The 26,451-nt window shown below is 66.8% G+C and carries 21 protein-coding genes and 2 tRNA genes; 13 read left to right on the top strand and 10 right to left on the bottom strand.

The window, feature by feature from the left end; all coding sequences use genetic code 11:
* Positions 1 to 34: 34 nt before the first annotated feature.
* Positions 35 to 1,228 (bottom strand): serine hydrolase domain-containing protein, encoded by a 1,194-nt coding sequence (locus tag PGN27_RS06385; protein ID WP_335325408.1) that lies wholly within the window; start codon positions 1,226 to 1,228, stop codon positions 35 to 37.
* Between the two features lie 154 nt (positions 1,229 to 1,382).
* Between PGN27_RS06385 and PGN27_RS06380 the strand changes: the two genes are divergently transcribed.
* Together PGN27_RS06380 and lpqN are read left to right on the top strand one after the other, a co-directional pair.
* Positions 1,383 to 2,732: a neutral zinc metallopeptidase gene (locus tag PGN27_RS06380; protein ID WP_335325407.1), complete on the top strand. Its 1,350-nt coding sequence runs from the start codon at positions 1,383 to 1,385 to the stop codon at positions 2,730 to 2,732.
* A gap of 24 nt (positions 2,733 to 2,756) precedes the next feature.
* Positions 2,757 to 3,482: an envelope biogenesis lipoprotein LpqN gene (gene lpqN, locus PGN27_RS06375; RefSeq protein ID WP_335325406.1), complete on the top strand. Its 726-nt coding sequence runs from the start codon at positions 2,757 to 2,759 to the stop codon at positions 3,480 to 3,482.
* On the opposite strand, the gene PGN27_RS06370 is transcribed toward lpqN, so the two are convergent.
* On the bottom strand, positions 3,479 to 6,442 hold the full coding sequence (locus tag PGN27_RS06370) for an ATP-binding protein (RefSeq protein WP_335325405.1): 2,964 nt from the start codon (positions 6,440 to 6,442) through the stop codon (positions 3,479 to 3,481). The genes lpqN and PGN27_RS06370 overlap by 4 nt on opposite strands.
* Positions 6,443 to 6,498: 56 nt before the next feature.
* Between PGN27_RS06370 and PGN27_RS06365 the strand changes: the two genes are divergently transcribed.
* From PGN27_RS06365 to PGN27_RS06355, 3 genes are read left to right on the top strand one after another with little or no spacing between them, the layout of a single operon-like run.
* Positions 6,499 to 6,786, top strand: a complete 288-nt coding sequence (locus tag PGN27_RS06365) for a hypothetical protein (protein WP_335325404.1) — start codon at positions 6,499 to 6,501, stop codon at positions 6,784 to 6,786.
* A gap of 10 nt (positions 6,787 to 6,796) precedes the next feature.
* Positions 6,797 to 7,717 carry a hypothetical protein gene (locus tag PGN27_RS06360; protein ID WP_335325403.1) on the top strand — a complete coding sequence of 307 codons (921 nt, stop codon included), beginning with the start codon at positions 6,797 to 6,799 and terminating at the stop codon, positions 7,715 to 7,717.
* A gap of 53 nt (positions 7,718 to 7,770) precedes the next feature.
* Positions 7,771 to 8,196 (top strand): hypothetical protein, encoded by a 426-nt coding sequence (locus tag PGN27_RS06355; protein WP_335325402.1) that lies wholly within the window; start codon positions 7,771 to 7,773, stop codon positions 8,194 to 8,196.
* Between the two features lie 67 nt (positions 8,197 to 8,263).
* Here PGN27_RS06355 and PGN27_RS06350 read toward each other — a convergent pair.
* Positions 8,264 to 8,334: transfer RNA gene (locus PGN27_RS06350), tRNA-Gly, on the bottom strand.
* Between the two features lie 130 nt (positions 8,335 to 8,464).
* On the opposite strand from PGN27_RS06350, the gene PGN27_RS06345 reads away from it, so the two are divergent.
* The 6 genes from PGN27_RS06345 to clpX all read left to right on the top strand — a co-directional run bounded on the left by PGN27_RS06345 (position 8,465) and on the right by clpX (position 13,442).
* Positions 8,465 to 8,538 (top strand) — tRNA-Pro (locus PGN27_RS06345).
* A 40-nt stretch (positions 8,539 to 8,578) separates the two neighbouring features.
* Positions 8,579 to 10,069 carry a trigger factor gene (gene tig, locus PGN27_RS06340; protein ID WP_335325401.1) on the top strand — a complete coding sequence of 497 codons (1,491 nt, stop codon included), beginning with the start codon at positions 8,579 to 8,581 and terminating at the stop codon, positions 10,067 to 10,069.
* 110 nt (positions 10,070 to 10,179) lie between these two features.
* Positions 10,180 to 10,779, top strand: a complete 600-nt coding sequence (locus tag PGN27_RS06335) for an ATP-dependent Clp protease proteolytic subunit (RefSeq protein ID WP_030133729.1) — start codon at positions 10,180 to 10,182, stop codon at positions 10,777 to 10,779.
* Positions 10,776 to 11,402, top strand: coding sequence for an ATP-dependent Clp protease proteolytic subunit (locus PGN27_RS06330; RefSeq protein ID WP_030133728.1), 627 nt, complete (start codon positions 10,776 to 10,778; stop codon positions 11,400 to 11,402). Before PGN27_RS06335 ends, PGN27_RS06330 begins: the two co-directional genes overlap by 4 nt.
* Positions 11,403 to 11,559: 157 nt before the next feature.
* Complete coding sequence (locus tag PGN27_RS06325; protein WP_335325400.1) at positions 11,560 to 11,859, top strand: hypothetical protein; 300 nt, start codon at positions 11,560 to 11,562, stop codon at positions 11,857 to 11,859.
* 302 nt (positions 11,860 to 12,161) lie between these two features.
* Complete coding sequence (gene clpX, locus PGN27_RS06320) at positions 12,162 to 13,442, top strand: ATP-dependent Clp protease ATP-binding subunit ClpX (protein ID WP_019511799.1); 1,281 nt, start codon at positions 12,162 to 12,164, stop codon at positions 13,440 to 13,442.
* A gap of 64 nt (positions 13,443 to 13,506) precedes the next feature.
* Here the strand turns inward: clpX and fdhD are convergent, their stop codons facing one another.
* Both fdhD and PGN27_RS06310 read right to left on the bottom strand, forming a co-directional pair.
* Positions 13,507 to 14,355, bottom strand: a complete 849-nt coding sequence (gene fdhD / locus PGN27_RS06315) for a formate dehydrogenase accessory sulfurtransferase FdhD (protein WP_335325399.1) — start codon at positions 14,353 to 14,355, stop codon at positions 13,507 to 13,509.
* A complete protein-coding gene (locus tag PGN27_RS06310; RefSeq protein WP_335325398.1) occupies positions 14,348 to 16,666 on the bottom strand; it encodes an FdhF/YdeP family oxidoreductase in 2,319 nt (772 codons plus the stop codon). The genes fdhD and PGN27_RS06310 overlap by 8 nt, the downstream gene beginning before the upstream one ends.
* Before the next feature lie 83 nt (positions 16,667 to 16,749).
* Between PGN27_RS06310 and PGN27_RS06305 the strand changes: the two genes are divergently transcribed.
* Positions 16,750 to 17,667, top strand: coding sequence for a LysR family transcriptional regulator (locus tag PGN27_RS06305; RefSeq protein ID WP_335325397.1), 918 nt, complete (start codon positions 16,750 to 16,752; stop codon positions 17,665 to 17,667).
* Between the two features lies 1 nt (position 17,668).
* Here PGN27_RS06305 and PGN27_RS06300 read toward each other — a convergent pair whose 3' ends face one another.
* The gene (locus tag PGN27_RS06300) at positions 17,669 to 19,273 is read right to left on the bottom strand and encodes an HNH endonuclease signature motif containing protein (protein ID WP_335325396.1); all 1,605 of its coding nucleotides are present in this window, start codon (positions 19,271 to 19,273) and stop codon (positions 17,669 to 17,671) included.
* A 196-nt stretch (positions 19,274 to 19,469) separates the two neighbouring features.
* Here PGN27_RS06300 and PGN27_RS06295 point away from each other — a divergent pair, with 196 nt between their 5' ends.
* Complete coding sequence (locus PGN27_RS06295) at positions 19,470 to 21,647, top strand: glutamine synthetase III family protein (protein ID WP_335325395.1); 2,178 nt, start codon at positions 19,470 to 19,472, stop codon at positions 21,645 to 21,647.
* A gap of 72 nt (positions 21,648 to 21,719) precedes the next feature.
* Here the strand turns inward: PGN27_RS06295 and iolD are convergent, their stop codons facing one another.
* Genes iolD through iolC form a run of 4 tightly spaced genes read right to left on the bottom strand, consistent with a single transcriptional unit; the run spans position 21,720 to position 26,401 of the window.
* Positions 21,720 to 23,669, bottom strand: a complete 1,950-nt coding sequence (gene iolD / locus PGN27_RS06290; protein WP_335325394.1) for a 3D-(3,5/4)-trihydroxycyclohexane-1,2-dione acylhydrolase (decyclizing) — start codon at positions 23,667 to 23,669, stop codon at positions 21,720 to 21,722.
* 2 nt (positions 23,670 to 23,671) lie between these two features.
* The gene (gene iolB / locus PGN27_RS06285) at positions 23,672 to 24,541 is read right to left on the bottom strand and encodes a 5-deoxy-glucuronate isomerase (protein WP_335325393.1); all 870 of its coding nucleotides are present in this window, start codon (positions 24,539 to 24,541) and stop codon (positions 23,672 to 23,674) included.
* A complete protein-coding gene (locus PGN27_RS06280; protein WP_335325392.1) occupies positions 24,541 to 25,422 on the bottom strand; it encodes a Cgl0159 family (beta/alpha)8-fold protein in 882 nt (293 codons plus the stop codon). Before PGN27_RS06280 ends, iolB begins: the two co-directional genes overlap by 1 nt.
* Positions 25,415 to 26,401: a 5-dehydro-2-deoxygluconokinase gene (gene iolC, locus PGN27_RS06275; protein WP_335325391.1), complete on the bottom strand. Its 987-nt coding sequence runs from the start codon at positions 26,399 to 26,401 to the stop codon at positions 25,415 to 25,417. Before iolC ends, PGN27_RS06280 begins: the two co-directional genes overlap by 8 nt.
* Between the last annotated feature and the right edge of the window lie 50 nt (positions 26,402 to 26,451).

Raw genomic sequence — 26,451 nt, 5'->3', positions numbered from 1 at the left:
CAGCGAAGCTCACCCGCGGCGAAGTCCGGCGCGGTCAGGCCGTTTTCACGCCGAGCGCGGAGTAGACCTGGTTGGACAGCGCCAGCGTGCGCGGGTCGGCGTTGCATTTCGTGGCGTCGAAATGGTTCATCACATACGAGTAGCCGATGCGGTGTTCCAGGTCGACGAACGCGAACGACCCGCCCGAACCGCCGTGACCGAAGATCGCGGTGTTCGGTCCCGCCACACCCCGTTGGTTGAGCATGTAACCGAGGCCCCAGCCGTGATCGGCGACCCGGGCGCCGAGGACGACATCGGTGTCGAATCCGCCCTGGGACACTCGAACCCGCTCCATCAACTCCCGGCTGAGCAGCTTCTCCTGAGCCAGTGCGTTGTAGAACGTCGCGAGACCGTGCGCGCTGACATGGCTGTTGGTTCCCGGGAACTCCGCGGCGCGCCAGCTGTCGATATCGGTCGATCCCAGCTCGTCGTCGGGCACGAATCCCATGGCCACCGCCAGTCCCGCCATCGGGTGTTCGTCCAGACTGGTCGGCTGTCCCGGCGCGCCTCCGCCTGCCAGTACATCGCGGATGTGCGGCTTGTTGATCATCTCGGCGCACCGGTGGTGCTCGACGGCGGGCAGTCCGACATGAACGTCGATACCGAGCGGCTCGGCGATCTCGGTGCGCAGATAGCTGCCGAGGGTGCCTCCGGTGACCCGCCGCACCAGCTCGCCGAGGATGAACCCGAACGTCACCATGTGATAGCCCTGCGCGGTACCCGGTTCCCACCACGGCGGCGACCCGGCGATCCGCGCGCACACGCCGTCCCAGTCGAGCGTCTGTTCCGGGCGCAGCCGCTGCCGCGGCCCGATCACCCCGGAGCGATGGGCCAGCACCATCGCGACGGTGATGTTCTCCTTGCCGGCCTGCCCGAACTCCGGCCAGTACCGGGCGACCGGGGCGTCCAGATCGAGCTCGCCGCGGTCGGCCAGCAGGTGGATGCAGGTACTCGTCAGCCCCTTCGACCCGGAGTAGATGCTCGCCAACGTGTCGGACCGCCAGGGTCGCAGGCCCGCCGCGTCGGCGCTGCCACCCCAGAGGTTGACCACCAGATCACCATCGACCCACACGGCGACCGCGGCGCCGATATCACCGCGCTCGCTGAAGTTCCGCTCGAAGGCATCGCGCACCCCGGCGAAATCGTCGACGCAGCTGCCGTGCACGGACACGACGGGGGACCGGTGCACAGCTCGACCTCCAGTCGGTTCCGATGACTCCGGCCACCGTACGTCGCGCGCCGTCGGCCCAGGTGACGACCGCACGGCCGTTGCATCGCGGTTGGATGACGATGTACCTGGCGGCTCCAATGTGGTTCCAACCCGCCGTGGCTACCTTGCCGCCATGCAGGTGAGTTGGGTGGCGACGCTGGTCGCTGCGCTGATGGTCGCCGGATGTGCGGCTTCGTCGTCCGATGGCGGTGGGGCGTCGGCGCCGTCGACATCGATCGAACCGGCCGTGACGATCACCGGTGACCCCGATGCCCCGGTCAACGTCCAGGCGATCAAGGCGATCACCGACCTGCAGCAGTTCTGGTCCGACCAGTTCCCCGAGCTGTACGGCGAGGCCTATACCCCGGTGGAAGGCGGCCTCTATGCCGTCATGCCCTCGACCGACGCGGCGCCACCGTGTGCCGATGATGCCAGTGAGGTCGCCGGAAACGCCTTCTACTGCTCCAGTGCCGACGTGGTCGCCTGGGATGCCGAGGGTCTGTTGCCGGACCTGCAGGCGCGGTTCGGCGACTTCGTCATCCCGATCGTGATGGCCCATGAGTGGGGTCACGCCATTCAGGCCCGGTCGAACTTCACCGCCCGGACGGTCACCCGTGAGCTACAGGCGGACTGTTTCGCCGGTGGGTGGGCTCGCCACGCCAGGGACACCGGCGTGTTCGATCTCGACGACGCCCAACTCGACACCGCGGTCGCCGGCATCCTTGAGCTGCGGGACAACCCCGGCACCAGCAAGGTCGATCCGAATGCCCACGGCAGCGGTTTCGACAGGGTCGGTGCGTTCCAGGACGGCTACGACAACGGATTGGCGGCATGCAAGGGCTACCGCGATGACGATCCGATGGTGCTGGAGTTGCCCTTCGCCGACGAGGTGGACGAGGCCCGCGGCGGTGACGCACCGTACGAGTCCATCGTCAACGGGGTGCCCTACGACCTGGAGGACTACTGGACTCAGCTCTACCCCGAACTGACCTCGGGCCGGCGGTGGGTGCCGTTGCGGGGTGCCGAGGCTTTCGATCCCGCCAATCCGCCGAGCTGTGGCGGAAATTCGACCGAGGGGTACGTGTTGTTCTACTGCGTGCCCGAGGATTACGTGGGTTGGGACAACGTCGATGCGATGCCCGAGATCTACCGCCAGGGTGGTGATTACGCCGTCGCCACACTCTTGGCAACCCAGTACGGACTGGCCGCCCTGACCCGCCTCGGAGACACCTCCGACGACCGGACCCAGTCGTTGCGCAGCGATTGCCTGGCCGGTGCCTACACGGCCGGCGTCATCATGGGTAACCGTTCTGCGACAAGCAGTTACCAGATATCACCAGGAGACCTCGACGAGGCGATCACCGCGCTGCTGGTGTTCCGCGGAAGCGGTGACACCGAGCGTCAGGGCGCCGGCTTCGAACGGATCCGTCACTTCCGGGACGGCGTCATCAACGGTGCCGACGCCTGTCTCACCGACAACTGAGCATCTATCGATAGGAGCACGCCCATGCTGAGTACCCACAAGTTCGCCGCCGTTGTGCTGGTGTCCGTGGCCGTCACCGTCGCGGCCAGCGGGTGTTCGGGCAAGTCCGATGCACCGGAGTCCTCGACGAGCAGCTCGGCCACCAGCTCGTCCGGATCGGCGTCGTCGACGAGTGCGAAGGCGCAACCCGCCACCAAGACTCCGGTGAGCACGCCGTCCGAGGTCGCGGGGCCCAACCGCACGATCGGCGACTATGTGGCCGAGAACGGCATCACCGAGACCGTGATCCGGCGTGGTGATCCCGGACCCGTGATCGATCTTCCGGTGCCCGACGGTTGGGAGCCGACGGACGAGTTGGGTGATGTGGCGCCCTACGGAGCCATCGTCTACACCTCCAGCGCGGTGCCGGACAATCCGCCGAGAATCTTGGCGATCCTGTCCAAGCTGACCGGGAATGTCGATCCCGCAGAGGTGTTGGAGCTGGCTTCGGGGGAACTCAACAACATCCCCGGCTTCGACGGTCCCGAACAGGGGGCGCGCAGTTCGTTGGGTGGGTTCGACGCGGTCGCGTTGGGTGGTCACTATGACGCCGACGGCACGCAGGGCATGATCGCCCAGAAGACGGTGGTCATACCCGGCCAGGACGGTCTGTATGTGCTGCAGCTGAATGCCTACTCGGCCGAGTCCGAGTCGGAAATCCTGACCACGGCAACCGATTTGGTCGACAACCAGACGACGATCTCGCCCTAGGATGTGACGGCGGTACGCAGCGCATCACGGCGTGCCGCCAGTTGCGCGTCCCAAACGCGCTCCCCGGTGGCCGCCGCCGTGGAGGATGCCGACTCCAACACACCGTGTGCGATGTCTACTCGTCCGCAGGCTTTCTCGACGTCGGCCAGCAGTGCGTAGTACATCGGCAGAAAGATCCGGGTACCGTCCTGGGCGTGTTCGGCAATGGCGTCGCGGAGCTCGTCGGCGGTGTCGGGCCTGCCCGGGCCCAGTGCGCGTGCCCAGGCGCCGATCACCCGAGCCGAGGCCGCCAACTGGTCGATGCCATGCTCTCGGAGTTCGGTGTGCACCGCGTCGGCCAGCTCGGCTGTACCGTCGTGAGCACCGGTGATCGCGCGCGTCTGCAGCGCAGATATCCGCACGATCGACCGCCCGAACACATCGTTGCGGGCATCGGCCAGTGCAATACCGCGATGGATCCAGACGTCCACCGCGGCGGTGTCGCCGCGCAACGCGGCCAGCCATGCTCCGATTCCGTGGCCGCGCACGTCGAAGGTGGCCAGATGTCCGAGGCGCTGCCAGTCGACGGCCGGCAGCCCGTCCACCACGATATCGATGGCTGTGGCGGCGGCGTCGATATCGCCGGTGAAGAACGACACCAGGCCCGACAGGTAGTAACCCGCCGAACCTGCCGTCGGTTCGGCATTGTCGGCATAGACCGCGATCAGCGCGTTGGCGATGGCGCCGGCCTCGCGGTAGCGGCCCGCGCCGCTGGCCTCCAGGCAGCTGAACGCCGCCTCCAAGGTGAATTGACTTTCCTGAGAACGTAATTCGCTCAGGTTCCGAAGCGCCTCGCGCAATGCTGGTGAGGTCTGCCCCTCGGTCACCGCCCGCACCGCGACCAGTTGCAGCCACAGCTCGGCCTGTTTGTCCAGGCGGTCGGCGCCAGGTGGGAGGGCGTCGCATATGTCGAGCGCGTTCGCACACAGTTGGGCCACCTGGCGGTAGCCGGACCTCGACCACGCGGCCGACCGTGCACGATCCAACAGCGCGATCGCAACGTCGGGATCCAACGCGTTGTGCGCATGCCACGCGTGCTCGGCCGCGGCCAGTACATGGTCGAAGGTGGTGCGGCCGAGACCGTCGTAGGCGCGTGCGATGTCCGCGTGCATGCCGGCTCGGGCCGAGCCGCGCAGCTGGGCGGCGAGCGCGTCGCGCACCAGGCCGTGCCCGAATCTGAGCCGACCCGGACCGGCGTCGACGATCAGTCCGGCATCGCGCGCCTGGTCCAAGCGGACGGTGATCTCGCGCTCATCGAGACCGAGTGCCCCGGCGGCGACGGCCATCTCGAACTCACCACCGAGCAGTGCCGCGACGTCCAGGACGGAGCGCGTCGCGGCGGGTAAGGCAGCGGTGCGCCGCCGGATGACACCGGCCACGGCATCGGGGACATCGGATCCCGAGATGTTCGCGGTGGTGGGATTCAACTGGCCGTTCTCATGGAGCAGCCGGGCGAGTTCCTTGATATAGAAAGGATTTCCGCCCGTGCGCTCTTCGAAGGAGCTGACCAGCTCGGACCGGGGCACCAGGCCGGAGATGTTCTCGATCAGCTGGGCGGTGGCGGTGTCGTCGAGTCCCCGCAACCTGATCACGGTGACATCGCTGCGTCCCCACACCCGGTCGAAATCCGTTGCGCGCATAGGCTGATCCGGTGCACCGTCCTGCCAGGTGGCGAGGACGAACAGTGGTCTGCGATGGGCATCGACCGCGAGTAGCTCCAGTACCTGATGGGTCGTCTCATCGGCGCGATGTAGATCATCGAGCACGATCACCGTGGGGCCGGATACGGCGCCCGCCACCGCGTCGGCGATGGCGCGGACGCGGGCGAAACCTTCGGCCGGAAAGGCCGTCTCGGCTGGGTGCTCCGGTGACACGGCACGCAGCACTTCGCTCCAGGCCCACGTCGGCGGGGTCGGGATACCGGCAGCGTGTCCGACCCAGACGGCGGGCATCCCGAGTTCGTCGGCGAAGCGGGCGAGCTCGGCTGCCAGCGCCGTCTTGCCGACACCACTTTCACCCACGAGCACCGACACCGTGCCGGCGCCGAGCATGTCGTGCAGTCGAGTCAGTTCCCTGGTGCGACCGAAGATTCGGGTCCCGTCCGCCGGCCGGCGCACCGCGGGCCGAGGTGTGGGGACCCGCCAGAGGAGTGCCTCCGACTCGGTGCGGATGTCATCTGCCAGCTGTACCACCGAGGCGTTGGGTTGCACGCCGAGTTCCTCGTCGAGCAGCCGGCACAGGCGGGTGTACTCGGCGAGCGCATCCGAGCGTCGCCCGGCGCGATACAGCGCCAACATCAGCTGCGCCCAGAGCTGCTCGCGCATCGGGTACGTGGCGATCTCGCTCACCAGACCGGTGATCAGCTCATCGGCCGAGCCGAGCAGAAGGGCGGCCTCATAGCAGGCCTCGACGGCATCGGCGCGGATCGCCGTCAAGCGCTGGATCTCGTGTTCGGCCCAGGAACTGTTGCGAAAGTCCGTCAGCGGCTGGCCCCGCCACAATGTCAGGGCCCGCGACAGGCAACGGTGGGCCGCCGCCGGGTCGCCGCTGTCGAGTAGTCGCCGACCCCGGCCGGCGAGTGACTCGAAGACCCTGCTGTCCAACGAGTCCGAGCCCAGCCGTAGGCGGTAACCGTGGTCGGCGGTGACCAGTCGGTCCGCGCCGATGATGCGCCGAAGATTGGCCACATAGGCGCGCAGCGAGGTCAGCGGTTTGGCCGGTGGTGCACCGTCCCAGACATTTTCGACGAGGGTGTCGACATCGACGGTGCGGTCGACGGACAGCAGCAGGACCGCCAGTACCGCACGCTGACGGAATCCGCCGAGGGACAGCACGACTCCGCCGTCGGTGACGGACACCGAGCCCAGAACCTGATACTGCACCGACACCTCCCGACGGGTCCAACGAAGATCCAACCCCACGGCGCTAGCGTCGGGTAGTCCAGCCGCAGGCATACAGATGATCGCAGGAGACGGCCGTGTCGACAGATGATCCCGAAACACCGCAGGTGTCACCGACGCGACGGATGCTGCAGGCGCTGCATCCGCGGTCGGTGCTGGCGATGGCGGACGGTCAGCCGCCGGTGCTCAAACAGGTGGTGCAGTTCTGTCTGATCATCGTCTACCCGGCGTGGGTGGTGGGGATGGCGATCGCCTTGGCCTTCTACGGTGCCGGGTACGCGGTGCTGTGGGTGATCTTCTGGCCCGTGCGCGCGTGGATGAAGCGCAACAGGCCCGACGAGTACGCCGCGAGCCAGGCCAAGTAGCTCCGCCCTGATGAACCCCTTCGGGCGCCCGCCTGTGGTCTACGTCGATATCGCACCCGCGGTACTGACACCGGGGCAGACCGTGACCGCGGTGGTGTCCAGTGGGCGGCCGCTAGGTTCGGTACGGACGGCGGTGCTGCAGTGGGGTTACACCAACTACTACCGGTATCACTGGGCCGGGCGGCCCGACTCCGTTCTGGCCGACGCGGACAGCGCCGCCTGGTTGTTCGGCGGCGTCGGTGCGAACAGCAGCGGCGAACGCGATGCCGACGACTGGGTCGGTATCGCCGAGGAGCCGTTGACCGTCGAACCGGCCCGACCGCTGGCGGTGACCTCACGTTTCACCGTCCCGGTGTGGGCGCCGCCGTCCTCGCCGGAGTTGGTGCGGTGGTCCTGCCGCGTGGTGGTGCAGCGCGGCGGCCGCGATATCGACGCGCACGGGGAGTTCGACGTGTTGGTGGGACCGGCCGATGTCTCGGCCGAGCAGGGGGCGGTGGAGACGCTCGCCGGCGATGGGGCGACCGTCATCGACATCACTCTGAACGACCGTATCGTACTGGCGGGCAGCACAATACGCGGTGAGCTGCGGTTGGCGCCGACGGCCGATCTGCCGGACGGTGACGTGGCGGTCTGCTGGCGCAAGTGCCGGCTGTCGCATCCGTCGGGACCTCGGGCCGCGCGCGGCGGTGCACTCGACGGCCCGGCCGTCCTGGTCGGCGACCGGATCCGGCTGGCACGTGACAGTCAGGTGGTCCTGCCGTTCCATCTGCCCGTGCCCATCGAGGCGGCTCCGTCGGCCAGTGCGGTGCACTCGTCGATCCGATGGTTCGTCCACGTCCGGTTGTTCTATGCCGGGTTCTCCGCGCACCGCACCGAACGGGTGCTGCTGCCGATCACCGTCGTCAACGATCTCGCCCATGATGACCGCTGACCCTTCACGGCGGCGATACGGTTGTATCGGCACGGCGGGGCGGGGGAGGAAACATGGGCAACGCGACGATGGGCAAGACGGCGGTTGCGGCATGGGGGATGGCCGGGGCGGTCCTGATCGCCGGGTGCGGCAGCAGCACCACCGGGGTGGCGACGGCACCGGATGACCTCACGCCGTACACGTCGAGCGCACCGAAGCGGACCACCACGAAGGCGCCGCCCACCAGAACACCCGGTGTCTCGCAACAGGCCCTGGACGAGGTGCGCGCCGCCGGTATCGACGGGCCCGACGACGCGATCGCCGATCAGCTGTCACTGGCCTGCATCATGGGTGAGAGCCGTTTCAACGACTCGGTCTCCGATGTGGTCGATGTGCTGATCCAGATGGGCAGCCGGCTGTCACCCGATGTGCTGACCACGATCGTCACGGTGGCCGTCAAGTACGAGTGCCCCGAGCTGGCCACCAAGCTCGGCGGCTGACCCGTACGTGAACCCCACGAAAAACGGTCCTACCAGCGTTTCCGCCGGTAGGACCGTTCTGCGTCTGAGCGGGCGACGGGAATCGAACCCGCGTAGCTAGTTTGGAAGACTAGGGCTCTACCATTGAGCTACGCCCGCATGCGGTGCATCGGAGACTGTACTAGCGAAGGCGCGATCAAATCCAATTGATGGCGTCGCGACACATGCCCGTAGTATCTCGCGTGGTCGGCGTGCGTGCGTGTCGACCGAAGACAGGCACGAAGAGGCACGGGGTGTAGCGCAGCTTGGTAGCGCATCCGCTTTGGGAGCGGAAGGCCGCAGGTTCAAATCCTGTCACCCCGACCGTACGAGCAACACCGAACCATCTACGAGGAGTAACGCAGTGAAGAGCACCGTCGAAAAGTTGAGCCCGACCCGGGTCCGGATCAACGTGGAGGTGCCCTTCACCGAGCTGGAGCCAGACTTCGACCGCGCGTTCAAGCAGCTGGCCGGCCAGGTGCGGCTGCCCGGATTCCGTCCCGGCAAGGCCCCCCGCAAGCTGCTCGAGGCCCGCATCGGCCGCGGCGCGGTCCTGGAGCAGGTCGTCAACGACGCGCTGCCCAGCCGCTACAGCGAGGCCGTCACCTCCGCGGAGCTCCAGCCCCTCGGCCAGCCCGATATCGAGGTCACCAAGCTCGAGGACAACGAGGAGTTGGTGTTCACCGCCGAGGTCGACATCCGCCCCGAGATCGAGCTGCCCGACCTGACCGCGCTGAAGATCACCGTCGACCCGATCGAGATCGCCGATGACGAGGTCGATACCGAGCTGCAGAACCTGCGTGCCCGCTTCGGCACCCTGACCGGTGTCGAGCGCGCCGCCGCCGACGGCGACTTCGTCTCCATCGACCTGTCGGCCACTGTCGACGGCACCGAGGTGCCCGAGGCCGCCACCGAGGGCCTGTCCCACGAGATCGGTTCCGGCCAGCTCATCGACGGCCTCGACGAGGCGATCATCGGGCTCAAGGCCGGTGAGTCCAAGGTCTTCACGACCACGCTGGCCGCCGGCCCGCACGCCGGCCAGGAGGCCGAGGTCACCGTTACCGTCAAGTCGGTCAAGGAGCGCGAGCTGCCCGAGGCCGACGACGAGTTCGCGCAGCTGGCAAGCGAATTCGACACGATCGACGAGCTCAAGGAGAGCCTGGTCGAGCAGGTCAAGCGGGTCAAGCGCATCCAGCAGGCCGAGCAGATCCGTGACAAGGCCCTCGAGGCCCTGCTCGCCGATGTCGAGGTGCCGCTGCCCGAGGCGATCGTGCAGGCGCAGATCGACGACACCCTGCACAACGCCATCCACGGTCTCGACCACGATGAGGACAAGTTCAACGAGAGCCTCACTGAGCAGGGCAGCAGCCGCGAGGAGTTCGACACGAACACCCGCAACGAGGCCGAGAAGGCCGTCAAGACCCAACTGCTGATGGACGCCGTCGCCGACAAGCTCGACATCCAGGTCGGCCAGGCCGATCTGACCGAGCGGTTGGTGCTGATGTCTCGGCAGTACGGCATCGAGCCGCAGCAGCTGCTGCAGGTGCTGCAGCAAAACAACCAGCTGCCCGCGATGTTCGCCGATGTCCGCCGTGGCCTGACCATCGCCGCCGTCGTCTCCGGTGCCACCGTCACCGATACCGAGGGCAACGTCGTCGACACCGCCGAGTTCTTCGGCCCGGCCGGTGGCGAGGAGACCGCCGAGGCCGAGGCAGCCGAGGATCTGGCCGTCGAGGCGCCGGCCGCCGACGCCGACGCCGCCGCCGATGAGGATGCCGCCGAGAAGTCGGAGAAGAAGGACAAGAAGAAGGCCAAGAAGAAGTCCGACAAGAAGAGCGACGACTCCTCGGAGTGACGCTGTGAGCGAAAGCGCGCCTGTCGGGGCGTGCTCTTCGCCGCGCGTTCGTTAATGTCGGTGAACGAGTACGACAACTCGAAGAAAGCAGGTATCCAGCCGTGACTGACATGCGTGGTGGCACGTCGGGGCTCAACCTCATCGATTCGGTATACGAGCGACTGCTCGCCGAGCGGATCATCTTCCTGGGCACCCAGGTCGATGACGACATCGCCAACCGGTTGTGCGCGCAGATTCTGCTGCTGGCCGCGGAGGACCCCACCAAGGACATCCACCTCTACATCAACTCACCCGGTGGCTCGGTCACCGCGGGTATGGCCATCTACGACACCATGGTGCTGGCGCCGTGCGATGTGGCGACCTACGCCATGGGCCTCGCCGCGTCGATGGGTCAGTTCCTGCTGGCCGCCGGCACCAAGGGCAAGCGGTACGCCCTGCCGCACGCCCGGATCATGATGCACCAGCCGTCGGCCGGTATCGGTGGTAGCGCCGCCGATATCGCCATCCAGGCAGAGCAGTTCGCACTGACCAAGAAGGAGATGAACCGGCTCAACGCCCAGTTCACCGGTCAGTCCTTGGAGCGGGTGGAAGCCGACGCCGATCGCGACCGCTGGTTCACCTCCTCGGAGGCCCTGGAATACGGTTTCGTCGACCACATCATCACCAGTGTCAGCGTCAACGGCGAGGGACCAGGAGCAGGTATCAAATGAACCCGATGCAATCGCGCTACATCCTGCCGTCGTTCATCGAGCACTCCAGCTTCGGTGTCAAGGAGTCCAACCCGTACAACAAGCTGTTCGAGGAGCGCATCATCTTCCTCGGCGTCCAGGTGGATGACGCCTCGGCCAACGACATCATGGCCCAGCTGCTGGTGCTCGAATCGCTCGATCCTGATCGCGACATCACCATGTACATCAACTCCCCGGGTGGCTCGTTCACCTCGTTGATGGCGATCTACGACACCATGCAGTACGTCCGCGCCGACATCCAGACGGTCTGCCTCGGCCAGGCCGCCTCGGCCGCCGCCGTGCTGCTGGCCGCCGGTACCCCCGGTAAGCGGCTGGCGTTGCCGAACGCCCGCGTTCTGATCCACCAGCCCGCCGTCGGCGGGGCGATCCAGGGTCAGGTGTCGGATCTGGAGATCCAGGCCGCCGAGATCGAGCGCATGCGCAGCCTGATGGACACCACCCTGGCTCGGCACACCGGTAAGGATCCTGCGGTCATCCGCAAGGACACCGACCGGGACAAGATCCTCACCGCCGCCGAGGCCAAGGATTACGGCATCATCGACACGGTGCTGGAGTACCGCAAGCTGTCTGCCCAGAACGCCTGATCACAGCGCACACACTCACCCCGGTTCGCGATGCGGACCGGGGTGAGTGCTTTCGGCGATGCCGTCTACTGACGTGTGCGTCAAAAAGGCTGCGCGCACGCTCGCGCGGTGCGAAGCTGTCGTCAGGTCGGGGCAGGACCGAGGGGAGTGGGCTGTGATGAGTGCGCACAAGCTGGCATGGGGCGTGGCGGGGATCGCCGCCGCGATAGGGCTGACAGTGGCCAACCCAGCGGTGAGTCAGGCCGAGGAACCGGTGTGCCCGGCCGGCACGTACTGGAACCCGGCGGTGGTGCAGTGCCTGCCCTATGGGGTGAACCCCGTCGTCGGACCCGCCGGACCGGTCGGCGTCGGCGGCGTGGTCGGTCCCGTAGGTGTCGGACCGGTCGGCCCGGGGCCGGTGGGACCGGGTCCCGTCGGGCCGGGGCCGGTGGGTCCGGGCGGGCTGGGGCCACGCTGACCGCGAACCGCCGATGTTTGCCAGTCGCCGCCGACGGTATTGTGGACACCGGCGCGCTGCACTGCGCGACCTGGGTGTTTTCACCGCGATCGAGTCACGGCGGCGACACGCCAGGGACACGGTCAGCGTGCCGCCGGGTGGCAAGGCATCAGGAGAGATATGTTCTCCTGCACGCGAACAAATACCACCGACGCGATTCGGCCCTTCGGTCGCACCGTGACGGAATGAACGGGTAGCGTCGGGTTGATACCCGGGGAAACCCACCTTTGAGTGACTGCAAACAGGAAGTAGGACCCTCCCACATGGCGCGCATTGGAGATGGCGGAGACCTGCTGAAGTGCTCATTCTGTGGAAAGAGCCAGAAGCAGGTCAAGAAGCTCATCGCAGGGCCCGGTGTCTACATCTGCGACGAGTGCATCGACTTGTGCAACGAGATCATCGAGGAGGAGTTGGCCGACGCCGACGACGTCAAGCTCGATGAGTTGCCCAAACCCGCCGAGATCCGCGAGTTCCTCGAGGGCTACGTCATCGGTCAGGACACCGCCAAGAAGACGCTCGCGGTAGCCGTCTACAACCACTACAAGCGCATCCAGGCGCAGGAGAAGTCCCGCGACTCACGTGCCGAACCGGTGGAGCTCGCCAAGTCCAACATCCTGATGCTCGGTCCCACCGGTTGCGGTAAGACCTACCTGGCGCAGACGTTGGCCAAGATGCTCAACGTCCCGTTTGCGATCGCTGATGCGACGGCCCTGACGGAAGCCGGCTATGTCGGCGAGGATGTCGAGAACATTCTGCTCAAGCTGATCCAGGCCGCCGACTATGACGTCAAGCGCGCCGAGACCGGCATCATCTACATCGACGAGGTCGACAAGATCGCCCGCAAGAGCGAGAACCCGTCGATCACCCGTGACGTCTCCGGCGAGGGTGTGCAGCAGGCGCTGCTGAAGATCCTGGAGGGCACCCAGGCCTCGGTGCCCCCGCAGGGCGGCCGCAAGCATCCGCACCAGGAGTTCATCCAGATCGACACCACCAACGTGTTGTTCATCGTTGCCGGTGCATTCGCGGGCCTGGAGAAGATCGTCTCCGACCGGGTCGGCAAGCGCGGCCTGGGTTTCGGTGCCGAGGTGCACTCCAAGGCCGAGATCGACACCCAGGACCACTTCGCCGAGGTCATGCCCGAGGACCTGATCAAGTTCGGTCTGATCCCCGAGTTCATCGGCCGCCTCCCGGTCGTCGCCTCGGTGACCAACCTGGACAAGGAATCGCTGGTCCAGATCCTGTCCACCCCGAAGAACGCCCTGGTCAAGCAGTACACCCGGTTGTTCGAGATGGACGGCGTGGAACTGGAGATGACGCCGGAAGCCCTGGACGCCATCGCCGATCAGGCCATCCACCGCGGCACCGGTGCCCGTGGCCTGCGCGCCATCATGGAAGAGGTCCTGCAGCCGGCGATGTACGACATCCCCAGCCGCGATGACGTCGCCAAGGTGGTCGTCACCAAGGAGACCGTGCAGGACAACGTGCTGCCGACCATCGTGCCGCGCAAGCCGTCGCGCAGCGAGCGTCGCGACAAGAGCGCCTAGCAGCCATAACGTAAAAGCCCTCGCCGGATCGGCGGGGGCTTTTACGTTCGGTCCGTGGCGCTGGTCAGACGATCCGGTCGGGCCGGGTGTAGACGTTCATCGAGTCCCCGCGCAGGAACGCCACCAACGTCAGACCCGACTGGCTGGCCAGATCGACCGCCAACGACGAGGGCGCCGATACCGCAGCGAGGATGGGGATCCCGGCCATCACCGCCTTCTGGGTCAACTCGAACGAGGCGCGTCCGCTGACCAGTAGGACGGTGCCCGTCAGCGGCACCCGGTCGGACTCCAGCGCCCAGCCGATCACCTTGTCCACGGCGTTGTGCCGGCCGATGTCCTCGCGGACCACCAGCGGCTGGCCGTCGATATCGAACAGGGCCGCTCCGTGCAGACCGCCGGTCGCGGCGAACACCTTCTGGCGTGCGCGCAACCGGTCGGGTAACGCCGCCAACGTTTCGGCGCCGACACTCACCGGATCGTCGCCGGGCCCGTGCTTGCTGCTCAACCGCACCGCCTCCAGCGATGCCTTGCCGCAGACACCGCAGGACGATGTCGTGTAGAAGTTTCGGGTGACATCGACATCGGGCAACGTGACACCGGGTGCCAGCGTCACGTCCAGCACGTTGTAGGTGTTCAGTCCGTCTGGTCCCGCACCGCTGCAGTACTGCACGGTGGCGATGTCGGCGCGGCGTCCGATCAAGCCTTCGGTGAGCAGAAATCCTTGCGCCAGTTCGACATCGGATCCCGGCGTGCGCATCGTCACGGTCAGCGGGGTGCCGTTCACCCGGATCTCCAGCGGCTCCTCGACGGCCAGTGTCTCGGGCCGGGCGACCGCACTGTCGACGGCGCCCGGATTGCCGGCGCCGCCGGCGGTCACGTGTTGGGCCCGCACCCGGGTGGTGACCCTACCCATGGCCGCCTCCCGTGGGCTGGGCGGCCGCCTTCTCCAGGCGCACCACGATCGCCTTGGACACCGGCGTATTCGACCGGGCCGCAACGTGGTCCAGCGGCACCAGCGGATTGGTCTCCGGGTAATATGCCGCCGCGTTGCCGACCGGGGTGGCGTAGGCGACCACACGGAACGCCTCGGCCCTGCGCTCCTGGCCCTCGAACTCGGATACCAGGTCGACCATGTCACCCTCGGTCAGGCCGAACGCGGCGATATCGGCCGGGTTGACGAACACCACTCGGCGGCCACCCTTCACGCCACGGTAACGATCGTCGAGACCGTAGATGGTGGTGTTGTACTGATCGTGGCTGCGCATGGTCTGCAGGACCAGACGGCCGGGCGGCACCGGTACCCATTCCAGCGGGTAGGTGGCGAAGTTGGCCTTGCCGGTGATCGTCGGGAACTCGCGGGAATCCCGTGGTGGATGCGGGAGTTGGAACCCGTCCGGTTGGCGGACCCGGCGGTTGTAGTCCTCACAGCCGGGCACGACGGCGGCGATGGCGTCGCGGATGGTGTCGTAGTCGGCGTTGAACGTGCGCCACGGCACCGGATGCTCCGGACCGAACAGCTCCTGCGCCAGCTGGCAGATGATGGACACCTCGCTGCGCACCTGATCGCTGGGCGGGTGCAGGCTGCCGCGGGAGAGATGCACCATCGACATCGAATCTTCTACCGACACAAGCTGTTTGCCGCCGGCCTGGACATCGCGATCGGTGCGGCCCAGCGAGGGCAGGATCAGTGCGGTCCGGCCGTGCACGAGGTGGCTGCGGTTGAGTTTGGTCGAAACCTGCACGGTCAGGGCGCAATTGCGCAGCGCCTGCTCGGTGATCTCGGTATCGGGGGTGGCCGAGGCGAAGTTGCCGCCCATGGCGATGAACACCTTTGCCCGGCCGTCGCGCATGGCGCGAATGGCATCCACGGTGTCATAGCCGTGTTCCCGCGGGCTGACGATGCCGAACCGGGCGTCGAGAGCATCCAGGAACGAATCGGGCATCTTCTCCCATATGCCCATGGTGCGATCGCCCTGGACGTTGGAATGCCCGCGGACCGGACACAGGCCGGCGCCGGGCTTGCCGATCATCCCGCGCATCAGCAGCAGGTTGGTGATCTCGGCGATGGAGGGCACGGCGTGCTTGTGCTGGGTCAGGCCCATCGCCCAGCACACGATGATGCGCTGGGAGGTGGCCATCATGCGGGCCACCGTCTCGAGTTGGGCGCGCTCGATACCGGTGGCGGCCAGCACGGTGTCCAGATCGACCGCCCGGGTCTGGCGTTCGTAGCTCTCGAATCCGGCCGTGTGCGCGGCGATGAAGTCGCGGTCGACGATCTGTGCGGTATCGCCTGCCGCGTCCTGGGCCTCGAGCAGTAACCGGCCCAGTCCCGCGAACAGCGCCATGTCCCCGCCGAGGCGGATCTGCACGAACTCGTCGGCGATGGGCACACCATCACCCACCACGCCGCGCACCTTCTGCGGATCCTTGAACCGGATCAACCCGGCCTCGGGAAGGGGGTTGACCGCGATGATCTTGGCGCCGTTGGCCTTTGCCTTCTCCAGGATGGAGAGCATGCGCGGGTGGTTGGTGCCCGGATTCTGGCCCGCGATGACGATCAGGTCGGCAACGGTGAGGTCCTCGACGGTGACCGAGCCCTTGCCGATACCGATGGAATCGATCAACGCGGTGCCCGACGACTCGTGGCACATGTTCGAACAGTCGGGCAGGTTGTTGGTGCCGAAGCTGCGGACCAGGAGCTGGTAGAGGAAGGCGGCCTCGTTGCTGGTGCGTCCCGAGGTGTAGAACACCGCTTCATGCGGGCTGTCCAGGGCCCGCATCTCGTCGGCGATCAGCCGGTAGGCCTCATCCCAGCCGATCGGACGGTAATGCTCGTCGCCCGGCCGCAACACCATCGGCTCGGTCAGTCGGCCTTGCTGGGACAGCCAGTACTCGGGCTTCTCGGACAGGTCGGCGATGGTGTGCCTGGCGAAGAAATCGGCGGTGACGGTCCGCTTGGTGGCCTCCTCGGCGACCGCCTTGGCGCCGTTTTCGCAGAATTCGGCGACCTTGCGGCCGCCGTGCTCCTCGGGCCAGGCGCAGCCGGGACAGTCGAAGCCGTGCCGCTGGTTGAGTCTGGTCAGGGTGGCCGCCGTGCGCAGCGGGCCCATCTGTTCGAGGGCGCGCTGCATGCTGACCATCACGGCCTTGACGCCGGCGGCCTCGTCCTTGGGGGGGCTGACGACCAGATCGTCCTCGTGGTACATGGCGTCGACATCGGTCATGACTCCAACCTAGACCCGGCCGCGTCCGGTGCAGGCCAGATCATATTTGCCATTTCACATGCAGTGATAGACGCTTGCTATCGATGGGTAACGATATCCAGCTGCAGCATCTGGACTACCTGCTGGCGCTGGCCGCCGAGCGGCATTTCGGCCGTGCGGCGGCGCGGTGCCACGTGAGTCAGCCGACGTTGTCGGTGGCCATCCGCCGGCTGGAGAAGGACCTCGGCATCGTCATCGTCCAGCGCGGCCACCGCTTCGAGGGTTTCACCGAAGAGGGGCGCCGGGTGGTGGCCTGGGCCCAGCGCATCGTGGCCGAGCGTGATGACATGCTCACCGATATCGACCGGATGCGCGGGCGGTTGACCGTCACCGCCCGCATCGGCGCAATTCCGACGGCTGTGCCGGTCAGCCCATTCATCTCCGCGGAGTTCCTGGCGCGCAACCCGGCGGCCTCGGTGCGCATCGAGGCGTTGTCATCGCGGGAGATCGCTCGGCGGTTGGCCGATTTCGAGATCGACGCGGGGCTGACGTATCTCGATGACGAGGCACCGCCGGGCACCCGTTCGGTGGAGCTGTATCGGGAGCGGTATGTGCTGCTGGCTCCCGCGGACCATCCGTTGGTGGCGGCTCCCGAGGTGGCCTGGGTGGATGCGGCGAAGTTGGAGTTGTGTGTGCTGACCACGACCATGCGCAATCGCCGGATCCTGGACGCCAATATGGCCGCCGAGGGTGTGCAGTATCGCCCTGCCGTGGAGGCGGATTCGGTCGACGCGCTGTATGCCCATCTCACTGGTTCGGGCCGGGCGACCATCGCATCGACGGCCTGGTTGCCGACGCTCGGCCTGCCGCAGGGCTTTTCCGCACGACCGATGGTGCAGCACGGTGCCGAACCGGCCATCGGCCTCGTGGTGCTCGACCGGGTGCCGGCCTCCATCGTGGCGGCCGCGCTGGTCGAGGTGGCCGCCGGACTGAATATCGAGGACCACCTCGTCGGCTGGTGAGTCATGGTCCACGCAGACCGGTACCGCCGCGATGGTGGTCGCCGGTGACCATCTCCCAGAAGTCGATATCGGCGGTGACTGCGCGGAACTGTTCGAGCAACCTCTCCTCGGTGAGGTCGTCGCCATCGTCTTCGGGCCAGCGGGCGTCGTCACACCGGTCCTCGGACGCATCCTCGGGCGGATACGCGGCTGGGAACAGCAGTCGGTCCAGTTGCGCGATCCTGTCGGCCCATTCCGAACCATCGTCCGGCGGGTGGCGCAGCAGTTCCGGTCGGTGGTGGTAGTTGACCCGGGCCTGGCCGTGATCCAATGCCGGCGGCGGGTGCCATTCGCATTCGTTGCGAGCGTTGAATGTCGTTGTGTAGCCGCCATTCTCGTCGACCATCCGGTTGTCACAGCCACACGCCAGCGTCATCTCGTCCACATTGGTGTTGCCGCCGCGGGCGAAATCGGCCTTTCCGTGGTGGGCCTGGCAGAAGTACGGACCGTTGGTGCAGCACGGTTTGGTGCAGCCACCGTCGCGGGCGATCAGCATGATGCGCTGGGCGGGGCTGGCGGTTCGCCTGGTACGGAAGTAGTTCAGGGCGGCACCGGTGACGCCGTCGAAGACCGCCAGATGGTGCGAGGCATGTCCGGCCATCCGGATGACATCGCGGATGGGGACCTTCGTGCCACCGCCGGAGGTGCCGATCCCGGCCACCGAGTGCAACTCCTGCAGGGTGGTGCGGATGATCACCGCCACCGGTAGGCCGTTGAGTTGACCGAGGTTGGACATCAGGGCGATACGTCCGATGGCGATCATCGCGTCGTGCTGACGCTGAGCGTGGGTGCGGTAGTCGTGGTCGATCTGATCTTGGCTCGGGGTGCCGAAAGTGCATGGCTCGTCATCGGCAGTGTTGCACATCCCGGGGGCGGCGAACTTCGCGAAGAGAGGTTCCCACACGGCCATCGCTTCCGGATCGAAGTTGGCAGCTACCGGTGTGGTCCCGTCGCGGCGTTGGGTGCCGACGGTCACCCCGCGCTTGCGTTTCCGCTCGTGCTCATCGGGCATCGGGCCGTCCTGGTCGAACAGAAACAGCCGGTCGGCCGCGGACGCGGCGAGCGCCTTGGGCCCTACGCCGACGGCGTCGCGCACCAGGGCGACCTCGAACTTCTCACGATCGGCGGTACTGACCGAGCCGGGCAGGTCGCGCACCGCCTCACGCACTATCTTGACGTGTTCAGCGGTGATCAGACCGGCTGCCTGGGCGACGGCCACCACCGGCAGAAGTGGGGGTAGGGGTTCGCCGGTCAACGATCGTCGCGGACCCAAGTCGGCGGCTTCATGCAGACGCCGGCCGGCCTCTGGGGTCGAGAGCCGCCAGCGGATCCGTAACACCTCGTTCCAGGACTTCGCACCCATCTCGCGGGCCGTCGTCTCGGCCTGCAAGGCGGCCAGCATCCGATGCCACTGCGCGGGTAACCGGCAGGTCAGCGTCTCGACCTCATCCAGTACAGCGATCAGATCGTCCCGGGACAAGGTCCCGAGATCGGCGGCGGCGAATGCGTCGTAGGCGGCGCGTAAGGCCGCTACCGCCTTCATCGCTGGCACCGTCGCTGTGGTCATGATTCGAACATACGTGCTATGTCTGACAAATTCGGACGAAAAGTGACAGCAGGGAGCAATGGGGCAGAAGTTCTTTCTGAGCCTGACCATTCGCGGACGCGAGCCACGCATTCAGACGTTGACGCGCGCGTAACAGAATCGGCATCGAATATTCCTACCGTTGGCCGGTCAAGCACGTGCAGCGATAGGAACTACATTGAGCGGTAACGCAGTCCGGCTCCAGGCCATCAACAACGTCGAGGCCTATGTGCCGCCGGCCATCAGCTTCGACCCCGCCGAGGCTCCCGGAGAGATCTTCGGTGCCAACGTCTTCACCAAGGCCGAGATGCAGCTGCGGCTGCCCAAGTCGGTGTTCAAATCGGTCGTGGCGACCATCGAGAAGGGCGCCACCCTCGACCCTGCCGTCGCCGATGCCGTCGCCTCGGCGATGAAGGACTGGGCGCTGTCCAAGGGCGCGACCCACTACGCGCACGTGTTCTACCCGATGACCGGGCTCACCGCCGAGAAGCACGACAGCTTCCTGGAGCCTGTCTCCGATGGACAGACGCTGGCCGAGTTCGCGGGCAAGACGCTGATCCAGGGTGAGCCCGACGCGTCCAGCTTCCCCTCCGGCGGACTGCGCAGCACGTTCGAGGCCCGCGGCTACACCGGCTGGGATGTCACCAGCCCCGCCTACATCCTGGAGAACCCGAACGGCAACACCCTATGCATTCCAACGGTTTTCGTCTCGATGACCGGGGAGGCCCTGGACTACAAGACGCCGCTGCTGCGCAGCCAGCAGGCGATGGGTGTGCACGCCGAGCGCATCCTGACACTGTTCGGGCACAAGAACCTGGAGAAGGTCGTCTCGTTCTGCGGTCCCGAGCAGGAGTATTTCCTGATCGACCGGCACTTCTTCCTGGCCAGGCCGGACCTGATCAACGCCGGCCGTACGCTGTTCGGCGCCAAGCCGCCCAAGGGTCAGGAGTTCGATGACCACTACTTCGGCGCGGTGCCCGAGCGGGTGCTGGGCTTCATGATGGACACCGAGCGGGAGTTGTTCAAGCTCGGTATCCCGGCCAAGACCCGGCACAACGAGGTGGCGCCTGCGCAGTTCGAGGTGGCGCCGATGTTCGAACGGGCCAATATCGCCTCCGACCACCAGCAGCTGTTGATGACCGTGTTCAAGACCATCGCGCGCAAACACGGCATGGAGTGTCTGTTCCACGAGAAGCCGTTCGCCGGTGTGAACGGTTCCGGTAAGCACGTGAACTTCTCGGTCGGCAACTCCGAACTCGGTTCCCTGTTGGTTCCCGGTGACACCCCCCACGAGAACGCACAGTTCCTGGTGTTCTGCGCCGCCGTCATCCGGGCCGTCCACCTATTCCCTGGGCTGCTCCGGGTTTCGGTGGCGTCTGCCACGAACGACCACCGGCTCGGCGCGAACGAGGCGCCGCCGGCCATCATCTCGATCTTCCTCGGCGCACAGCTGGCCGACGTGTTCGAGCAGATCGCCAAGGGCGCGGCGACCTCGTCGAAGGGCAAGGGCGTCATGCACATCGGCGTCGACACCCTGCCCCAGCTGCCCACCGATCCGGGCGACCGCAACCGCACCAGCCCGTTTGCCTTCACCGGCAACCGTTTCGAGTTCCGCGCGCCCGGCTCCGGGCAGACGGTGGCGGTGCCGATGATCGTGTTGAACACCATCATGGCCGACTCGTTGGACTATATGGCGACTGTGCTGGAGAAGGCCGTCGCCGACGGCACCGACTTCGATGCCGCTGTGCAGCAGTTGCTCACCGACATCATCACCGAGCACGGTGCGGTGGTCTTCAATGGTGACGGCTACTCGGAGAACTGGCAGATCGAGGCGGCCGAGCGTGGTCTGCCGAATCTCAAGACCACGCTGGACGCCATCCCGGAGCTGATCACCCCGGAGGCCATCGCAGTGTTCGAGAAGTACGGGGTGTTCAACGAACGTGAGCTGCACAGCCGCTACGAGGTGCGCCTGGAGCAGTATGCGCTGACCATCGCGGTGGAGGCCAAGCTGGCACTGGAACTCGGCACCACGGTGATCATGCCCGCTGCCGTCCGCTATCAGACCGAGCTGGCGCAGAACGTCGCCACCCTGAAGGCGGCCGGTCTGGATGCGGATACCACGCTGCTGGAGGCGGTTTCGGGACCCATTGCCGACCTGACCGCGGCCGTCGGTGCGCTCAAGGCCGGGCTGTCGGACCACTCCGCGGGGTCTGCGCTCGACGAGGCCACCCATGCACAGAAGGTGTTGCTGCCGGCGATGGACGCCGTGCGGGCGGCCGCCGACGCACTCGAAGGTGTGGTGGCCGACGACCTGTGGCCGTTGCCGACCTATCAGGAGATGCTCTACATCCTGTGACCGCAGACATCGCCGGGTGTGGGGGTCAGGCCTGTCCGGGCCTCTGGTGACCGCAGCCCCCGCACCCGGCGATCAGCCGTCCGACGGCGCGATCAACGGGCGCTGCACCCTCTTCCATTCCACATAGCGCTGGTAGGCCTGCTGGGTCGACTCCAACGTCGACACCTGGGATACCGGTACGTCCCACCATGACTGGCTATCGGGCGCGTAGACCCGCGGGTCGGTCTCGACGTGGATGACGGTGATCCGGTCGGCGGCCTTGGCGACCTTGACCGCATCGGTGAATTCGGCGGCCGTCGAGACCTTGATGACATCGGCACCCAGGCTCGCGGCGTTGGCGGCCAGGTCCACCGGCAGCCGTTCGCCGTCGAGGCGACCGTCGGCGCCGCGGTAACGGTAGGCCGTGCCGAAGCGCTGTGAGCCCAGCGACTCGGAAAGCCCGCCGATGGAGGCGAATCCGTGATTCTGCACCAGCACCGGAATCACCTTGACGCCTTCCTGCACCGCGGTCGCGATCTCGGTGGCCATCATCAGATACGAACCGTCGCCGACCATCACGAACACGTCGCGATCCGGCGCTGCCATGCGCACCCCGATACCACCGGCGATCTCATAACCCATGCAGGAGTAGCCGTACTCGACGTGGTAGCTCTTGCGGTCACGTGACCGCCACAACTTGTGCAGATCACCGGGCATCGAACCAGCCGCGCACACCACCACGTCGCGCGGGTCCGACAGGGAGTTGACCAGTCCGATCACCTGATTCTGGTTCAGCTGCGCGCCGTCCTCGGTGGCAAAGGCAGCCGAAACCGCCGCATCCCATTCGGTGGCCAGTTCGGTGACGCGGGAACGGTAGTCGTCCGGTATGCGGTAATCCGACAGCGCGGGGTCGAGGGCTTCGATCGCCTCGCGCGCATCGGCCACAACGCTCACGCCGCCCTGCTTCACCGCGTCCAGCGAGGCGACATTGACGTTGACGAAACGAACCTGCGGGTTGTTGAAGGCGGTGCGCGAGGCGGAGGTGAAATCGCTGTAACGGGTGCCGATCCCGATCACCACATCGGCATCGGTGGCCAGCGCGTTGGCCGCGGTGCTACCGGTGGAGCCGACGGCCCCGACGGCCTGCGGATGATCGTGGTGCAACGATCCCTTACCGGCCTGGCTTTCGGCCACCGGGATGCCGGTCTGCTCGGCAAGGGCGGCCAGCGCCGACTCCGCACCGGAGTAATGCACTCCGCCACCAGCGATGATCAACGGCCGGCGTGCCGCGGCGATGAGCGCAGCCGCCCGGGCGATCACCGCACGCTCTGGCAGCGGACGTGCGATATGCCAGGTGCGTTCGGCGAACAGCGATTGCGGCCAGTCATGGGCCTCGGCCTGGACGTCCTGCGGGATGGACACCGTGGCCGTGCCCGTCTCGACGGGATCGGTGAGCGCGCGCATCGCCCCGAGCAGGGCCGCCGGCAGCTGCTCGGGGCGCCAGACCCGGTCGAAGTACCGTGACAGCGGCCTGAATGCATCGTTGACCGTGACATCACCGGAGGACGGCAGCTCGAGCTCTTGGAGCACCGGTGAGCTGACCCGGGTGGCGAACGTGTCGGCGGGCAGCAGTAGCACCGGGAGCCGGTTGATGGTCGCCAGCGCGGCACCGGTGAGCATATTGGTCGATCCGGGTCCGACGCTGGCGGTCACCGCCCAGGTCTGCAGCCGGTCCTTCTGCCGCGCATAGGCGACGGCGCTGTGAACCATCGCCTGCTCGTTGCGGCCCAGCACATAGGGCATGCGTGGCGCGCGGCCGGCAGCCCGCGCCTCGATCTCGTCCTGCAGCAACGCCTGCCCGAGACCGGCGACGTTGCCGTGTCCGAAGATGCCGAAACACCCCGCGAAGAATGGCGTGCGTTCGCCGTCGCGCTCGACGTACTGGGCGGCCAGGAACGCAATGGTGGCCTGCGCGACGGTGAGACGGACGGTGGCTTCGGTATCCGCGAGCTTGTCGGCTGCTTTCGGGGCGGTGGACACCACGGTCAGACTCCTCGGTTCGTGCGCATCGGCAGGCGCGGATCGATCTCTTGGTGGTCCCAGCTGGCGCGCAGCCAGGTGTGGTCGGGGTTGTCACAGATCCGCCACGCCCGCTCGGGGCCGGATCCGGCCATGACGTTCAGGTAGTACATGTGGTGACCGGGTGCGGCGATCGACGGGCCGTGATAGCCGTGCGGCACCAGGACCACATCGCCGGAACGGACCTCTTCGAGTACCTCGATGGGCCGGGATGGTGTGCCGAACACGCGGTGATAGCCGAATCCCGTTGTGCCGGCGGGGCTGTCGTCGATCTCGAAGTAGTAGATCTCTTCTAGCTGGGTCTCGACGTCGCTGTCCTCATCGTGTTTGTGGGCCGGGTAGCTCGACCAGTTACCGCCGGGCGTGATGACCTCACACGCGATCAGCGAATCCGCCTCGAAGGTGTCCGCGGTACCGAAATTGTGCACCTGTCGGCTGCAGTTGCCAGCCCCGCGCAACTCGACCGGTACATCGGCGGCGGCCAGCCGCCGATTGGGCAGGGCCCGGGCGGCGCGAGCGGCGCAGACGGCGATGCGCCCGTGTCCGGTCACCGCATACGACTGCCCGGTGCCCAGATAGACCATATCGGCCGGACCATCGAAAACCGATGTGCGCGCGCCGAGTTCGAACACGTCATCACCGCATACGACCGAGCCCCCGCCCGACAGCGGCAGGATCATCACCTCGGTCTCGGCGGTCTGCAACGCCACCGAACCATCGGTGCCCAGCTCGAGGACGTGCAGTCCGCATTCGGACCAGCCCGCCGATTCGGGGGTGATGGCCACGGAGTACGGGGTGTCGGCCGACCCCGCCGGGATGTACCAGGAGCTGTTCATCACCGCACCAATCCGACGGCACCGGCGACCGCGGAGGCCACGTCGTCATCGGGCGGGTAGAGCAAGGTGCGCCCGACGATCAGACCGCGTACCGCGGGCAGGGCCAGCGCCGACGCCCACGTCGCGAAGGCCTCATCCGGGTCGGTCGGATCACCGCCGAGCAGCAGGGTGGGCATCGTCGTCGATTCCATCACCCGGTCCATCTCAGGCACAACGGGCAACTTGAGCCAGGTGTACGCCGATGTCGAGCCGAGACCCTGGGCGATGTGCACGCTCTTGATCACCGCGTCGGGGGAGAGGTCGTTGCGGACCTTGCCGTCGACTCGGGTGGACAGGAACGGTTCGAGCATGGCGATCAACCCGTGGGCGGCCAGTTGGTCGACGGCCTGCGCGCAGCCGGCAAGCGTCGAGACGGTGCCGGGATCGTCGAGATCGATGCGGCACAACATCTTCCCGCCGTTCATGCGGGCGTCGGCGGTCGAGGCCGCGGTCGCGCCGGTCATCCTGTCGTCGAGTTCGAAGACCGAACCGGCCAGGCCGCCACGGTTGAGCGACGAGAACACGACCTTGTCCTCCAACGCTCCCAGCAGCACCAGGTCGTCGAGGATGTCCGCGGTCGCCAGCACGCCGTCGACACCGGGATCGGCCAATGCCGTCCGTAACCGGTCGAGTAGGTCGATGCGGCTGTTCATCGCGGTCGCCCTGGCGCCGACCGACAGCGCGCCGCGTGCCGGATGGTCGGCCGCCACGATCATCAGCCTGCCGTCGCCCCGCACCGTGGGGCGGGTACTGCGGGCATGCCACGCCTTCGTCACCGAGGCTGGATCGGCCGCGCGCAACTCGGTGACCTCGGTGTAATCGCGGCACAGGGCGTCAGACATTGACGGCCTCCACGGCGCTCTGCTCGGCGAGTTCGGCGACCTCGGCGGCTGTGGGCATGGCCGTCGAACATTCCAACCGGGACGCCACGATGGCACCGGCGGCGTTGGCGTAACGCAGGGTCTTCTCCAGCGGCCAGTTCCGCAGCAGACCGTGAATGAGGCTGCCACCGAACGCGTCGCCGGCACCCAGACCGTTGACGACGTCGACGTCGTTGGGTGCGACGGTCACCGAACTGTGCCTGGTCTTGCCGAGCACGCCGCGTGGGCCCTGTTTGACGATGGCCAGTTCCACCCCGAGATCGAGCAACGCATCGGCGGCGCGATGGGGAACGGTTTCGCCGACCGCGATCTCGCACTCCTCGCGATTGCCCACGGCGACGGTGACGTGGCCGAGGGCACGCACGGCCTGCTCGCGTGCTGCGGCGGGGTCGGCCCAGAACATCGGCCGGTAGTCGAGGTCGAGTACGGTCAGCGGCTTTCGGCCGCGTGCGGTCCACGCATGGAAATGCGCACTGCGACTGGGCTCTTCGGACAGGCCGGTCAGGGTGGCCCAGAACAACCGGCTGGTGCGCACGGCATCGGTGTCGATCTCGCCGGGCTCGATCTGCAGATCCGGCGCCGAGGGCTTGCGATAGAAGTAGAGCGGAAAATCGTCGGGCGGGAAGATCTCACAGAAGGTCACCGGCGTGGGGTAGCGGCCGTGGATGCCCACGTAGCGATTGTCGACTCCGAGGCGGCCCAACTCGTTGCGGACGAACCTTCCGAACGGATCATCACCGGTTCCCGAGATCAGGGCGGTCCGGTTGCCCAGTCGCGCGGCGGCCACGGCGACGTTGGCAGCGCTGCCGCCGAGGAACTTACCGAACGTCTCGACCTCGTCGAGTCCCACACCGGTCTGCAGCGGGTAGATGTCGACACCGCTTCGGCCGACGGCGATGACATCGAACGGATCGGCTGATGGCTGCGGTGCTGACGACACGTGATCTCCCGAAGTGGGTGCAGGGCTCTGTCGAAAGCACTGTGCCCCCG

This window comes from Mycolicibacterium neoaurum (assembly GCF_036946495.1).
In the GTDB taxonomy this organism is placed as follows: Bacteria; Actinomycetota; Actinomycetes; order Mycobacteriales; family Mycobacteriaceae; genus Mycobacterium; species Mycobacterium neoaurum_B.
This window is presented reverse-complemented; position numbering and strand designations above follow the sequence as displayed.

Excerpts from the sequence above, each read along its gene's own strand:
- iolB (WP_335325393.1), bottom strand. The coding sequence starts at position 24,541 with ATGAACAGCTCCTGGTACATCCCGGCGGGGTCGGCCGACACCCCGTAC.
- PGN27_RS06325 (WP_335325400.1), top strand. The coding sequence starts at position 11,560 with ATGAGTGCGCACAAGCTGGCATGGGGCGTGGCGGGGATCGCCGCCGCG.
- PGN27_RS06305 (WP_335325397.1), top strand. The coding sequence starts at position 16,750 with ATGGGTAACGATATCCAGCTGCAGCATCTGGACTACCTGCTGGCGCTG.
- PGN27_RS06360 (WP_335325403.1), top strand. The coding sequence starts at position 6,797 with ATGAACCCCTTCGGGCGCCCGCCTGTGGTCTACGTCGATATCGCACCC.
- PGN27_RS06330 (WP_030133728.1), top strand. The coding sequence starts at position 10,776 with ATGAACCCGATGCAATCGCGCTACATCCTGCCGTCGTTCATCGAGCAC.
- fdhD (WP_335325399.1), bottom strand. The coding sequence starts at position 14,355 with ATGGGTAGGGTCACCACCCGGGTGCGGGCCCAACACGTGACCGCCGGC.
- clpX (WP_019511799.1), top strand. The coding sequence starts at position 12,162 with ATGGCGCGCATTGGAGATGGCGGAGACCTGCTGAAGTGCTCATTCTGT.
- PGN27_RS06310 (WP_335325398.1), bottom strand. The coding sequence starts at position 16,666 with ATGACCGATGTCGACGCCATGTACCACGAGGACGATCTGGTCGTCAGC.
- lpqN (WP_335325406.1), top strand. The coding sequence starts at position 2,757 with ATGCTGAGTACCCACAAGTTCGCCGCCGTTGTGCTGGTGTCCGTGGCC.
- PGN27_RS06355 (WP_335325402.1), top strand. The coding sequence starts at position 7,771 with ATGGGCAACGCGACGATGGGCAAGACGGCGGTTGCGGCATGGGGGATG.
- PGN27_RS06280 (WP_335325392.1), bottom strand. The coding sequence starts at position 25,422 with ATGTCTGACGCCCTGTGCCGCGATTACACCGAGGTCACCGAGTTGCGC.
- PGN27_RS06335 (WP_030133729.1), top strand. The coding sequence starts at position 10,180 with ATGCGTGGTGGCACGTCGGGGCTCAACCTCATCGATTCGGTATACGAG.
- PGN27_RS06300 (WP_335325396.1), bottom strand. The coding sequence starts at position 19,273 with ATGACCACAGCGACGGTGCCAGCGATGAAGGCGGTAGCGGCCTTACGC.
- PGN27_RS06380 (WP_335325407.1), top strand. The coding sequence starts at position 1,383 with ATGCAGGTGAGTTGGGTGGCGACGCTGGTCGCTGCGCTGATGGTCGCC.